Genomic DNA, 12,844 nt, shown 5'->3' on the forward strand with positions numbered 1-12,844 from the left:
GAATCGATTTTCCAGGAAGACTCACGTAAGCTTTCGGGATCCACAATCGTGAGCCGAACCGGAACCCTCGCCCATGTCCTACCTGCTGCTGATCGTTGAACCCGTGGGCCAGCGCGCCCAGCGTACCCCCGAGGAAGGCCGCGACGCCTACGCGCAGATGGTGCGCTACGCCGAAGGCCTGAAGGCGCGCGGTCTGCTGACGCAAGCCGAATCCCTGAAATCGGAGTCCGAAGGCGTGCGGCTGCAGATCCGCGACGGTGAACGCTCGCTGGTGGACGGGCCGTACGCCGAGGCCAAGGAAATGATCGGCGGGTTCTTCCTGCTGACGTGCGACACCCGCGAAGAGGCGCTGGCCCTGGCCGCAGAATGCCCGGCGGCGCAATGGGCGACCGTCGAGGTGCGCGAACTGGGGCCGTGCTTCATGTAACTCCCCGGGGACCTGGTACTTACCCTAGGCCCGCAAATTCTTTGTCGATCTGACGTCTCGCCGTTCGTCGTGCCAGTACAAGCCCGGAGTTTCCGACGGAAACGCGGGCTGCGATGTCCAACCTCAAGGAGAGACTCAGATGCGATTCATGATCATCGTGCGGGCCACGCCCGACAGCGAAGCCGGCGTGATGCCGGAAGAAAGCCTGCTTGCCGCAATGGCGACCTATCACGAAGCACTGGCCAAGGCCGGCGTGCTGTTGGACGCCAGCGGCCTGCAACCGTCGTCCAAAGGATGGCGGGTGGAATACGAAGGCGGCCAGCGCAAGGTGGTGGACGGGCCCTTTGCCGAAACCAAGGAATTGATCGCCGGCTACACCATGATCCAGGTGCGTTCGCGCGAAGAAGCCATGCAATGGGCCCTGCGCTTTCCGGAGCCGTTCACCGGCCAGCCCTGCGCCATCGAAGTACGCCAATTGTTCGAACTGGAAGACTTCGGCCCCAGCAAGGCCGTGGAACGCTTTCGCGACATCCCCGGCGTCAGCCACTGAGCCGCTCGGAATCCCGCCATGCTGAAAACCTTGTTGCTGATCGTCCTGGCCGCCCTCGTCCTGCTGCTGGCCTATGCCGCCACGCGGCCCGACACGTTCCGAGTTGAACGCAGCGCACAGATCCAGGCCCCACCCGACCGGCTGTTCCCCCTGATCAACGATCTGCGCGCATTCAATACCTGGAACCCGTACGAGAAGAAGGATCCCGCGATCAAAGGCAGCTACGGCGCGACTACCGTCGGCCCGGGTGCGACGTACGCTTGGGAAAGCGACAAAGTCGGCGTGGGGGAAATGCGCATCGAGTCGGCGCAACCAGACACGGCCGTCAAGATGCGCCTGACCTTCGTCAAGCCGTTTTCGGCCGTCAATCAGGTGACCTTCAGCCTGACGCCGGCCGGCGACGGCACGCGCGTCGCCTGGCTCATGGAAGGCCGGCTGAACTTCGTTGCCAAACTGATGCACATCTTCTTCAATATGGACCGCATGGTCGGACAGGATTTTGAAGACGGCCTCACCAATCTCAAGGCCTTGGCCGAAAGGCGCTAGGCCCACACCGGAGCACGGACATGCACAAGCAGATCTACGTCAACCTCGCCATCGGCGACATGCAGAAATCCCAAGCCTTCTTCAAGAGCCTGGGGTTCACCTTCAATCCGCAGTTCACCAACGACCAAGGCGCCTGCATGGTCATCAGCGACGACATCTACGCCATGCTGCTGACCAAGGACTTCTTCCAGGGCTTCACCGGCAAGCCGCTGGTCGACGCGACCCGCGCCACCGAAGTGCTGATCTGCCTGTCTTGCGAAAGCCGCGCCGAAGTCGATGACCTGGTCGCCCGGGCGGTGGCCGCCGGCGGCACCGCGCCGCGTGCCCCGCAAGACCATGGGTTCATGTACGGCCATGGCTTCGAAGACCTGGACGGCCACATCTGGGAACTGGTGCACATGGTCCCCGGCGAAGCGGCCGGCGCATGAGCCAGACGGCGACCCATCGGGCTATCGAGGCAGTCTGGCGGATTGAGGCCGCCAGCGTCATCGCCGGCGTCGCGCGGCTGGTGCGCGACGTCGGCGTGGCCGAAGAGCTGGCGCAGGACGCGTTGGTGGCCGCCCTTGAACGCTGGCCCGACACGGGTGTGCCGGACAACCCGGGAGCGTGGCTGATGACCACCGCAAAGAACCGCGCCCGCGACCGCTTGCGCCTGGACGCGCTGCACACCCGCAAGCACGATCAGATCGGCCATGAACTGGAGGCCTTGCAGGCCGACGTGGAACCCGACTTCGTGGACGCGCTGGATGCCGCGCGCCAGGACGATATCGGCGACGACCTGCTGCGCCTGGTCTTCACCGCCTGCCATCCGGTGCTGTCGACCGAGGCGCGCGTGGCGCTCACGCTGCGGTTGCTGGGCGGTCTGTCCACGGCAGAGATCGCCCGCGCGTTCCTGGCGTCGGAGTCCACGATCGCCCAGCGCATCGTGCGCGCCAAGCGCAGCCTGACGGCGGCCAAGGTGCCCTTTGAGGTTCCGCGAGAACAGGACCGTGGCCCCCGGCTCGCCTCCGTGCTGGAAGTCATTTACCTGATTTTCAACGAAGGCTATTCAGCGACCTCGGGCGACGACTGGATGCGCCCGGCGCTTTGCGACGAAGCGCTGCGCCTGGGCCGCATCCTGGCCGAGTTGGCCCCCGGCGAAGGCGAAGCACATGGCCTCGTGGCGTTGATGGAGCTGCAGGCGTCCCGCCTGCCTGCGCGCACCGATGCGCAAGGCCGCCCCGTGCTGTTGATGGAGCAGGACCGCGGCCGCTGGGATCCCTTGCTGATCCGGCGCGGATTGGCGGCGTTGGCGCGCTCAGCCGCCCAAGGCGGCGCGTTAGGCGCTTATGCGCTGCAAGCGGAGCTGGCCGCCTGCCACGCGCGCGCGCGCACGCCGCCGGAAACCGATTGGCCGCGCATCGTCGCGCTCTACGACGCGCTGGCCCAGGTGATGCCGTCGCCCGTGGTGGCGTTGAACCGCGCCGTCGCCGTGGGCATGGCATTCGGTCCGCAAGCCGGGCTGGAACTGGTCGACGCGTTGTCGGCCGACCCGGCATTGGCCAACTACCATTGGTTGCCCAGCGTGCGCGGCGACCTGCTCGCCAAGCTTGGCCGCCACGCCGAGGCCTATGCCGAATTCGAGCGCGCCGCCGGCATGACGCGCAACACCCGCGAACGGGAATTGCTGCTGGCGCGCGCCGCCCAGATGCAGGCGCAACGTTCGCCCCCGGCCAAGGGCTGACGCATCGGCGTTCCCGGCCACTGTCAAAGATTGTCAATGCGCGCCCCGGCGCTCGCGGCCAGGAGTAGGCTCGTCCGAAGCGCGAAACTGACATGGGCGGAGCGTCGCATGAACAAGACTGGCACGGTGCTACTGGCGTCCACAATCGGGGTGTTGGCTCTGCTCGTGCCCTTTTCGCTGTCGCTGTACCTGGCGCAGACACAGGGCCGCGAAGATGCCCTGGCCACCCTGCACGACATGGCGGACGACGTGCTGCACCGGGCCGACAACGCCCGCCTGCAGATCAGCGACGCGATCACCGCGTTGAACAGCAATTCCGCCGAGCCGCCCTGTTCCGCGGAACAATTGACGCGCATGGGCATCCTGTCGGCAGCCTTCAGCCACGTGGCGGGCATGGGACGCCTGGAGAACGACGCGCTGGTGTGCTCCACGCTGGGCAATCAGGACCTGCCTATCAATCTGGGCAAACCCGACGGCAACCGGCCGTACGGCCTGCGCTTCTGGAGCGGGATCGAATTGCCCAACCTGCCCGGCCACTCCTTCAGCGTGCTGGGGCGCGACGGCTACGCGGCCCTGGCCTACCCCGACCTGGCGATCGACCTGCTGAACCGGGATTCCCCGGTTTCCCTGGCATTCTTCACGGGCGGGCAGCATCGGATCCTGGGACGCCGCGGCGTCATCCGCGACGACTGGGTCCGCCGCTACCAGGGCCTGCCCGTCCAATTCGAGGACGAGGGCTACTTCGTGGTGATCCAGCCGTCCGTCGCCACCGACAGCGCCGCGCTGGCGGCCATGCCATCGTCGCTGGTGCAGGCGCACGTGCGGCGCTCGGCATATGTCCTGGGACCCGTCGGCCTGATCCTGGGCGCGTTGCTGACCTGGGCAGTCGCCGTCGTCGCGCACCGCCGCATGTCGTTGACTGGCGAACTGCAAGCCGCGTTCGAACGCGACGAGTTCTTCGTGGAATACCAGCCCATCATTGACCTGCGCGACGGCCGGTGCGTCGGCGCCGAAGCGCTGGCGCGGTGGCGCAATGGAAATGGCGCGCTGATCAGCCCCAGCGTCTTCATCCCGCTTGCCGAGGCCAATGGCATGATCCAGCGGATCACCTCGAAGGTGATGGAGATCGTCGTTCGCGACGCCGGCGGACTGCTCCGAGGCAACCCGCGCTTGCACATCTCCATCAACCTGTCTTCCGACGACCTGCATGCCGGCGGCGTCGACACACGGATGACCGATCTGGTGCGGCAGGCGGGCATGCGGCCCGGCAGCCTGGTGCTGGAAATCACCGAGCGCGGGCTGATCGCCCCCGAGAAAGCGCGCGGCGCGCTCCTGGCGGTGCGCGCGGGCGGATTCCGCGTGGCGATCGACGACTTCGGCACGGGGCACTCCAGCCTGTCGTACCTGGCCACGTATGAACTGGACTTCCTGAAGATCGACAAGATGTTCGTGGACACGCTGGGCACCGACGCGCCCACCAGCCTGGTGACATTCCACATCATCGAACTGGCGCGCTCGCTGGGTTTGCAGATGGTCGCCGAAGGGGTGGAAACCGAGGCGCAGCGCAACATCCTGCAAGCGCGCGGCGTGCAGTACGCCCAGGGCTGGCTGTTCGGCCGCCCCATGAGCATCCAGAAGCTGCGCGAATTCGCGGCGCGTGCCGGGCAAGGTCTGCCTTCCCCGGATGCCACGACCTTCCTGGGGCCCACCCGGCGTGCTTAAATCCCAGACATGCGTACCGATTCCGCCGCCGCTAACGAGCCGGGCGCGCCCCTCCTGGCGGGCGTGCCGGCGGCGTTCGACCATCCCAATGACCGCGCCGAATTCCGCCATGCGGCACATCAGCCCGGCGTAGAGCTGTACCGCGCGCACATCGTGCGGCATGCCTTCGAACCCCACACGCATGAAGCCTATGGCCTGGGCGCCATCGAGTCCGGGGTGGAACGCTTCCGTTACCGGGGCGAAGACCACCTGGCGCCCTCGGGGTCGGTCGTGCTGATGAATCCGGACGAACTGCACACCGGCCGCGCGGAAACCGAATCCGGCTGGCGTTACCGCATGGCCTATATCGACCCGGACGTCGTGGCGCGCGTCACCGGGGAGTCCGGCTGGTGGTTCGACACCGCCGTCGGCCACGACAGCGCCGGCGCGCAGCGCGTCACCGCCCTGCTCGACACCTTGTGGCAGGCGCGCGAACCGCTGGCTTTCGACAGCGCCCTGTTTCTGCTGCTGGGCGAATTCCGCCGGCACGCGCAAGTGCCCCGGGGCGCGCCGGACGAAGGCGCACTGCGCTTTGCGCCCGTCATCGACTACCTGCGCGCCCATCTGTCACGCCGCCTGACGCTGGACGAACTCGCGGCGGTGGCGGGGCTGAGCCCGTTCCACTTCCTGCGCCGCTTCCAGGCGCAGCACCACGCCACGCCGCAACAGATGCTGATGGCCTTGCGGCTGTTCGAAGCCAAGCGCCTGCTGGCCGCCGGCATCACGCCCGCCCAGGTGGCGCTGGCCGCCGGCCTGACCGATCAGGCGCACCTGACCCGCGCATTCTCGCGCCGCTACGGCGTCACCCCCGCCCGCTACCAGAAGCAGGTCCGCGGCTAGCCGGCGCACCGCAATCTGGTACAAGACCGGCCCGCCCGCCGCTGGCTAGACTGCCCGCATTGATACCTGGAGCAATGTATGTGGGCGGGAACCCTTTATGCCCTGGCCGCCGGCCTGATGTGGGGGCTGGTATTCGTGGGGCCGCTGCTGTTGCCCGAATACCCGGCCGCGCTGCAATCCGTGGCGCGCTACCTGGCGTTCGGCCTGATTGCGTTGCCGCTTGCCTGGCTGGACCGCCATCGCCTGCGGCTCTTGACCCGCGCCGACTGGATTGAAGCCCTGAAGTTGGCCGCCATCGGCAACCTGCTGTACTACCTGTGCCTGGCCAGCGCCATCCAGCGCGCGGGCGGCCCTGTTCCCACCATGATCATCGGCACGCTGCCCGTGGTGATCGCCGTGTGCGCCAACCTGCGCAACGCGCGCCGCGACGGCAGGCTGCCGTGGAAACGCCTGGCGCCCTCGCTGGCGCTGATCGCGCTGGGTATCGGTTGCGTCAACAAGGTGGAGCTTGACGCGCTGCGCCTGGACGCCGACGCGGACCTGGGCCGCTACGCCATCGGCGCGGCGCTGGCGCTGGCCGCCGTCGCGTGCTGGACCTGGTATCCGCTGCGCAATGCCGACTGGCTGCGGGCGCATCCCGACCGCAGTCCCAGCACCTGGGCCACTGCCCAGGGCGTGGCCACCCTGCCCCTGGCGCTGGCGGGCTACGCCGCGCTATGGGGCGGCATGGCCGTGGCAGGCAGCGGCTTCGCCATGCCGCTGGGACCGCGTCCGGAAGTTTTTTTGGGCCTGATGGTCATCATCGGCCTGTTCGCGTCCTGGCTGGGCACCCTGTGCTGGAACGAGGCCAGCCAGCGGCTGCCCACCGCGCTGGCCGGCCAGTTGATCGTGTTTGAAACGCTGGCCGCCCTGGCCTACGCATTCATCCTGCGCGGCACGATGCCTGAACCGCTGACGATGGCGGGCATCGCCTTGCTGGTGGTCGGCGTGCTGCGCGCGGTGCGCGTCAAACCCGAACCCGTTGCCGCGGCCGCCTGACTACAGCAAGCCCGGCAACTGGCTCAGGTCGTCGATCACGTCGGACGCGCCTTCGTCCAGCAAGCGCTGGCGCTGGTCCGGCCCGTTGTGGGACGCGCCCACGTAACCCACCGCCCGCATGCGTGCGGCGCGGGCGGCGCGCACGCCGGGCACGCTGTCTTCCACCACCACGCAGTCCAGAATGGCGGTGCGCATCTGGCGCGCCGCGAACAGGAAGACGTCCGGCGCGGGTTTGCCTTTGGCCACCTGCGCCGTGCTGAACACGTTGGGCGCGAACGCGTCCCACAGGCCCACCAGCTTTAACGCGGCCTCGAGTTTCGGCGGCGTGCTGCTGGATGCCACGCAGATCTCCAGTCCGCGCGCCCGTAGCGTGGCCAGGGTCTCGTGCACGTGGGGCAAGGCTCGCAGTTCCTGGCGGAAAGTGCTTTCCAGACGATCCGCGTACTGCCGCGCAAAGCCCTCGGGCAAGGTGCAGGCATTCTCGGTTTGCAGCGTCTGCCACATGTCGGCGTCGGGGATGCCGGCGAAGCGGCGGGCGGCGTCTTCCGGGGTGATGGCGATGCCGTGTTCGGCCAGCGCGCGCGACTGGGCGCGCGCCGCAATGATTTCGCTATCGATCAGAACGCCGTCGCAATCGAAGATGACGAGGCGGGGGGCAGGCGTATGCATGGCGGCTCCAGACAGAATCGACCTCCATGATAGGCCTGCTTCATGACGGTCCGCCAACCGCCATGCGGCGGATGGCGTGCTTGGGGGGCTACAGACGCGCCGCGCGCACCCGGCCGAGGCAAATTGCGATCAGCAGCCCGCCCAGGCCGGCCGCCAGCACGACGTAGGACGCCGACGCCCAGCCGTAGCGGTCGATCACGCCGCCCACGGTGACCGGGCCGATGACCTGCCCCAGGTTGCTGCCCTGCATGACCAGGCCGACCGACGCTGCCGTCAACGCCGGACGCGGCGCCACCAGCGGCGCGGTGCCCAGCAAGGTCGCGGGGATCAGGCCGCCCACCGCCGAAAACAGCACGCACAGCAGGAAGGTGGGCATCGCCGGCAAGACCGAGCGGAAGATCAGCAGCGCCACCACGCCCATCGTCACGCTGGCGCAGGCGATCAGCGTAGACCGCCGCCAGCCCCGCGCCAGCAGCATGCCCGCGCCAAGGTTGCCGATGATGTTGGCGGCGCTTGCAATCGCGCTGTACAGGCCGGCCTTCGCCAGCGTCAGCCCCAACTGCTCCATCAGCAGCACCGGCAGGAACGTGAACAGCGCGAAGAACATCAGGCTGTACAACGTGAACGACAGCGCCAACAGCACGGGCCCCGCCGCCCCCAGCGTATCGGCGGTGTCTTGCCGCAGGCCGCCCCAGGACAGGCTGGCGGTGCCGGGCGTGGCCGGCGCCAGCGCCGCCACGCAGGCCAGCGCCACCACCACCGCCGCGCCGGCGCACCACCAGTACGCCTGCCAGTGGTCGAACGCCTGCGACGCCAGCATCGCGATAGCCATGCCGGCGGGCATGTAGCAGCTCCAGAGCGCAAAGGCGAAATCCCGGTTGGACGCCGACACCATGCGCTGCAGGGCCGCGGGACCTGCCACCGTGATCATCAGGAAACCCAGGCCTTCGATCACCCGGGATGCCAGCAGGACGCCGTAACCGGGCGCCGTGGCGCCCGCCGCCGTGCCCAACGCCGTCGCCGCCAAGCCCAGCAACAACATGCGCCGCGCGCCGAAGCGGGCGATCACCCCGCCGGCCGCAATCCCGCCGATCACGCCCAGGATCGAAAACACGGCAGTCAGAGTGCCGATGGAGGCCAGGTCCAGCCCCATGTCCTGGCGCAGCAACGGCGCGGCGATGATGACCTTGCCCACCTGCAGCGACGCCACCACGCCCGCGCCCACGATGGCCAGCACCCCGGCCCAACGCGTTTCAACCTGGTTCATTCCCGCCTCTCTTCCCATGCGATCCCGACAGCATGCCTGCGGGAAACGATCTTGATAAGTGATAATCTTTTGAAGAAACCGATCGACTGGATAGATCAGACGCAAGATGATAGACGCGCTCACCTTGGACCAGCTGCGCGTGTTCGCCGCCGTGGCCGACACCGGCAGCTTCCGCGCGGCCGGGCGCCGCCTGTCCCGCGTGCAGTCGGCGGTCAGCCACGCCATCGCCAACATGGAAGGACAACTGGGCGTGACGCTGTTCGACCGCGGCGGCCGCCGGCCTGTCATGACGCCGCAAGGTCACGCGCTGCTGGCCAACGCCCGCGACATCCTGCTGCGTGTGGACGCCCTGCGCGCCCGAGCGCAAGGCCTGGGCGAAGGCGTCGAGCTGGAGCTGTCGCTCGTCGTCGACACGCTCTTTCCCATCGCCGCGGTCGGTGCTGCGTTGAACGCCATGCGTGCCGCGTACCCGACCGTCGCCACCCGCGTGTCCGTGCTTCCGCTGGGCGGCCCGATCGATGCGCTGCTGACTGGCAGCCATACCCTGGGCATCATCGCCGGCGAGCATTTCCGCCATCCGCGCATCGCCGTGCAGGCGCTGTCCTCGGTGCAGATGGTCGCCGTGGTCAGCGCCGGCCATCCCCTGGCGCGGCGCCCCCGGTCCGACGCCGCGCTGGGCACGCCCGAACTGGCCGACCACCTGCAGATCGTGCAGTCGGACCCGTCCACCCTGACCGAAGGGCGCGATTTCGCGGTGCTGTCGCCGCAGACGTGCCGCGTCAGCGGCCAGGACACCAAGCATGCGCTGATCCTGGCGGGGGTGGGCTGGGGCCGCCTGCCGCTGTGGCTGGTGGAACGCGACCTGGCCGAAGGCCGCTTGCTGCGCCTGCCCACGGACAGCCTGGGCCGCGCCAGCCAGGTCGCCACCGAAACCTATCTGGCGCATCGCATCGACCTGCCTTTGGGGCCCGCGGCGCGCGCGCTGGCGACCGCGCTGCGCGACGCCGGCTAGGCCTTCTTGGGCGATTGCGCATAGCTCACGCCCATGCCCGCGCGCACGTCGTTCTGGATACCGTAAGGCGCGATCGGATATCGCAACCCATTGGCTGCCAACGCCTTCATACCGGCGATCGCCACCGGCAGATAACGCGGCGGCAGCGCCATCAGCATTTCTTCGTCGGGCACGCCGCCATAGCGGCGTTCGGCGAAACAGGGCAAGGACAAGCTGGGTTCGCCCGTGGCCAGCGCCCGGCCCCATGAGTCCGCACAGGCCGTCTCGCCGACCACGCTCCAATCGAACCGCCGATAGTTCTTCCACTGCAAGCCATTGATCAGAATGATCATTTGACCCGGGGTGGCGTACACCAGGCAGATGTCGGGCGGGTCCAGCCGGCCCGAGGCCAAGGGCGACACCACCAGCCCCCGGTACTTGCCCGCCGGCACACAGGACAAGGCCTCCTGGCGCGCCCGCGCATCGGCGTCTGTCGCATGCCATACGCCCACGTAGTCCTTGCCGCTTTTCCAGGCTTCGTCCTGCGGTCCCAGGCCCACCACCGCGCGGCATTGCGACCCCACCAGGTCGTCGCCCGTAATGCCCACCGTCCAACCCAGCCGCGCCGCCATCCCGACGATCTGGTCGGTCGTATGCGTGGCCTGCGGGCGCCGCAAGCCCTTCACCGCCGCCATGGCAGCCTCGTCCTCGAACAGCTTCATGCCGATGACCGTGGTCTTCAACCGCAGCAGCTTGTTCAGGTCGTCGACCAGCGACGCCCAGTCAAGGGGCGTGTCTTGCGTTGTCTCTTCCATTCCCGTCCTTTGGACTGTTGTGCGCGACGGATGCCGCGTTGGATGCCTTAGGACGGATTTTACGGATTACGACACCCGCTTCATCAAATACTTCGGTGACTCTTCATACCCCTGCCGGTAGTAGAACCGGTGCGCATCCGTCCTGCGTTCGTGGCAATGCACTTCGATGCGGTCGCAGCCGCGTGCGCGCGCTTCGTCCTCGGCCGCCGCTTCCAGCCGCCGCCCCACGCCTGCGCTACGCGCCTGATCGCTGACGCAGAAATACGTGATGCGGCAGAAATCGCCGGGCAGCGCCAGCTGGACCATGAAATGCAATCCGATGAAGCCCAGCAACTGGCCGGCCTCGTCTTCGGCGACCAGCAGCCGCGCATCGGGGTGAACGGTCAGTTGCGCGATCTTCTGCGGCATGAAAGGCGCGGTGCCGGGGTAATCCAATTGCGTCAACAATGCCGCGATGGCGGCGCTGTCCTCGGAAGTGGCGGTGCGTATCTGCATGGTGGCTTCCCGTCGATGTCTGCTAGAAAGCGCGACAGCGTATGACAGCGCCGTGTCCGCGCCATGACAAGCGCGCCACGTCCGCCTGCCCTGGCTACCCCGCCTTGTCATCCCGCTGCAACATGCTGAACAGCGCCCGGACCGACGGGCTGCCGACCGCCTGCGCCGAGGCCGCCAGGCCGAATGACCGGTACAGCGGCGACGCCAGCCGCAACACCCGCAGGCCGCGGCGGTTCTCAGGCAAGGTCAGCGCGGGCACCAATGTCACGCCCAGGCCTTCACGGACAAGCGCGAACGCGCTGCTCCAGTCCCGCACCGAGGCGCGCACGTCCGCAATGGCCAGGCCGGCATCCGCCGCCAGGCTTTGCGCATGCACGCTGCAGCCGCCCGTGGCCAGCACGAAGGGCTGGGCCACCAGCGCTGCCAAGTCGATGGCGCTGCCCGCGCGCGCCAGCCGATGGGCGGCAGGCAGCACGGCCATCCATTCGTCTTGCCCCAGCGGGCATACCGGCCTGCCCGGCGCGGCATTCAGCACGACGCCCACGTCCACGGTGCCGGCAGCCAGCAGGGTTTCGACTTCGTCGTCGGTCGCCTCCAGCGACACCACCTCGATGGCCGGGTGCAGCTGCCGGAAACGCCGCAGCACCGGCGGCAGCACGGTCGAGAACACCATCGGGAAACTGGCCAGCCGCAGCGTGCCGCCTTCGGCGCCGCTCGCCTCGCGCGATAGCGCCTGGATGCGATGCAGCGCGCCCAGCATGGCGCGGGCTTCATCCGCCACGCGCAGCCCCAGCGCGGTCGGGACGGTCTGCCGGCGTTCACGCGTAAAGAGCGGCGCGCCCAGCGTGTCTTCCAACTGCGCGATCGCCTGGCTGGCGCCGGACTGGGTCATGCCCACCTGGGCCGCGGCGTGCGTGATGTTGCCGGCGTCCACCACCGCCAGCACCAGCCGCCAATGCATCAGGTTCATCATGGCATTAGCTTTACTTATTTCACATTTATGGAAAAGTAATTTTACGCATACCTGGCATGGCCTCAAGCTGGGCGTCTTGTTGACTCCAGGACTGACCGATGAAGCTGTATTACGCACCCGACACGTGTTCGCTGTCGCCGCACATCGTGCTGCGCGAACTTGACCTGCCCTTCACGCTGGTGCGCGTGGACAACAAGACGAAACGCACCGCCGATGGCGGCGACTTCCTGAAGATCAATCCCAAGGGGTATGTCGCGGCCCTTGAACGCGGCGACGGACAGGTGCTGACCGAAGGACCGGCCATCGTCCAGTATCTGGCCGACCTCAAGCCTGAAGCCGGCCTGGCCCCGCCCAATGGCAGTTGGGCGCGCAGCCGTTTGCAGGAATGGCTGAACTTCATCAGCACCGAAATCCATGGCGGTTTCGGTCCGCTGTTCAACCGCGACCTGCCGGCTGCGGCACGCCGATGGTGGCAGGACCGGCTGGAAAAGCGCCTGGACTACACGGCGCGCGAGTTGGACGCGCGGCGCTATTTGGTCGAAGACCGCTACGGCGTGGCTGACGCCTATATGTATACGGTGCTGCGCTGGGCGGTGTTCTTCGACATCGACCTGGCACGCTGGCCCGCCCTTGCGGCCTATATGGCCCGCATCGCGCAGCGGCCCGGCGTACAGGCGGCCCTGGCCGCCGAAGGCGCTACCAGCGGTACGTGACGCCGGCCCACCGGCCATCCCCGATCGGCGACGGAC

The 12,844-nt window shown here is 67.9% G+C and carries 15 protein-coding genes; 10 read left to right on the forward strand and 5 right to left on the reverse strand.

Annotated features, from left to right (window positions below):
- Positions 1 to 73 precede the first annotated feature (73 nt).
- The 8 genes from ACO6D5_RS08505 to ACO6D5_RS08540 all read left to right on the forward strand — a co-directional run bounded on the left by ACO6D5_RS08505 (position 74) and on the right by ACO6D5_RS08540 (position 6,885).
- A complete protein-coding gene (locus ACO6D5_RS08505; protein ID WP_315845802.1) occupies positions 74 to 427 on the forward strand; it encodes a YciI family protein in 354 nt (117 codons plus the stop codon).
- Positions 428 to 566: 139 nt separating this feature from the next.
- Positions 567 to 977: a YciI family protein gene (locus ACO6D5_RS08510; protein ID WP_485825120.1), complete on the forward strand. Its 411-nt coding sequence runs from the start codon at positions 567 to 569 to the stop codon at positions 975 to 977.
- An 18-nt stretch (positions 978 to 995) separates the two neighbouring features.
- Entirely contained in the window at positions 996 to 1,523 is a 528-nt protein-coding gene (locus tag ACO6D5_RS08515) for an SRPBCC family protein (protein WP_485825121.1), read from the forward strand.
- Between the two features lie 20 nt (positions 1,524 to 1,543).
- Complete coding sequence (locus ACO6D5_RS08520; RefSeq protein WP_315845799.1) at positions 1,544 to 1,951, forward strand: VOC family protein; 408 nt, start codon at positions 1,544 to 1,546, stop codon at positions 1,949 to 1,951.
- Positions 1,948 to 3,246 (forward strand): RNA polymerase sigma factor, encoded by a 1,299-nt coding sequence (locus ACO6D5_RS08525; protein WP_485825122.1) that lies wholly within the window; start codon positions 1,948 to 1,950, stop codon positions 3,244 to 3,246. The genes ACO6D5_RS08520 and ACO6D5_RS08525 overlap by 4 nt, the downstream gene beginning before the upstream one ends.
- Before the next feature lie 108 nt (positions 3,247 to 3,354).
- Positions 3,355 to 4,968: an EAL domain-containing protein gene (locus ACO6D5_RS08530; protein WP_485825123.1), complete on the forward strand. Its 1,614-nt coding sequence runs from the start codon at positions 3,355 to 3,357 to the stop codon at positions 4,966 to 4,968.
- A 9-nt stretch (positions 4,969 to 4,977) separates the two neighbouring features.
- Positions 4,978 to 5,847: an AraC family transcriptional regulator gene (locus ACO6D5_RS08535; RefSeq protein WP_485825124.1), complete on the forward strand. Its 870-nt coding sequence runs from the start codon at positions 4,978 to 4,980 to the stop codon at positions 5,845 to 5,847.
- 78 nt (positions 5,848 to 5,925) lie between these two features.
- Positions 5,926 to 6,885 (forward strand): DMT family transporter, encoded by a 960-nt coding sequence (locus tag ACO6D5_RS08540; RefSeq protein WP_485825125.1) that lies wholly within the window; start codon positions 5,926 to 5,928, stop codon positions 6,883 to 6,885.
- Here the strand turns inward: ACO6D5_RS08540 and ACO6D5_RS08545 are convergent, their stop codons facing one another.
- Positions 6,886 to 7,554: an HAD family hydrolase gene (locus tag ACO6D5_RS08545; RefSeq protein WP_485825126.1), complete on the reverse strand. Its 669-nt coding sequence runs from the start codon at positions 7,552 to 7,554 to the stop codon at positions 6,886 to 6,888.
- A gap of 88 nt (positions 7,555 to 7,642) precedes the next feature.
- Positions 7,643 to 8,821 (reverse strand): MFS transporter, encoded by a 1,179-nt coding sequence (locus ACO6D5_RS08550; RefSeq protein ID WP_485825127.1) that lies wholly within the window; start codon positions 8,819 to 8,821, stop codon positions 7,643 to 7,645.
- 106 nt (positions 8,822 to 8,927) lie between these two features.
- On the opposite strand from ACO6D5_RS08550, the gene ACO6D5_RS08555 reads away from it, so the two are divergent.
- Positions 8,928 to 9,833 (forward strand): LysR family transcriptional regulator, encoded by a 906-nt coding sequence (locus tag ACO6D5_RS08555; RefSeq protein WP_485825128.1) that lies wholly within the window; start codon positions 8,928 to 8,930, stop codon positions 9,831 to 9,833.
- Here ACO6D5_RS08555 and ACO6D5_RS08560 read toward each other — a convergent pair.
- The 3 genes from ACO6D5_RS08560 to ACO6D5_RS08570 all read right to left on the reverse strand — a co-directional run bounded on the left by ACO6D5_RS08560 (position 9,830) and on the right by ACO6D5_RS08570 (position 12,095).
- On the reverse strand, positions 9,830 to 10,627 hold the full coding sequence (locus ACO6D5_RS08560; protein ID WP_485825129.1) for a DUF169 domain-containing protein: 798 nt from the start codon (positions 10,625 to 10,627) through the stop codon (positions 9,830 to 9,832). The two genes, ACO6D5_RS08555 and ACO6D5_RS08560, sit on opposite strands and share 4 nt — an antisense overlap.
- 66 nt (positions 10,628 to 10,693) lie before the next feature.
- Entirely contained in the window at positions 10,694 to 11,122 is a 429-nt protein-coding gene (locus tag ACO6D5_RS08565) for a GNAT family N-acetyltransferase (protein WP_485825130.1), read from the reverse strand.
- A gap of 94 nt (positions 11,123 to 11,216) precedes the next feature.
- Positions 11,217 to 12,095 (reverse strand): LysR family transcriptional regulator, encoded by an 879-nt coding sequence (locus tag ACO6D5_RS08570; protein ID WP_485825131.1) that lies wholly within the window; start codon positions 12,093 to 12,095, stop codon positions 11,217 to 11,219.
- Between the two features lie 98 nt (positions 12,096 to 12,193).
- On the opposite strand from ACO6D5_RS08570, the gene gstA reads away from it, so the two are divergent.
- Positions 12,194 to 12,808 carry a glutathione transferase GstA gene (gene gstA / locus ACO6D5_RS08575; RefSeq protein ID WP_485825132.1) on the forward strand — a complete coding sequence of 205 codons (615 nt, stop codon included), beginning with the start codon at positions 12,194 to 12,196 and terminating at the stop codon, positions 12,806 to 12,808.
- Positions 12,809 to 12,844: the final 36 nt, after the last annotated feature.

This window comes from Achromobacter sp., from assembly GCF_057314935.1.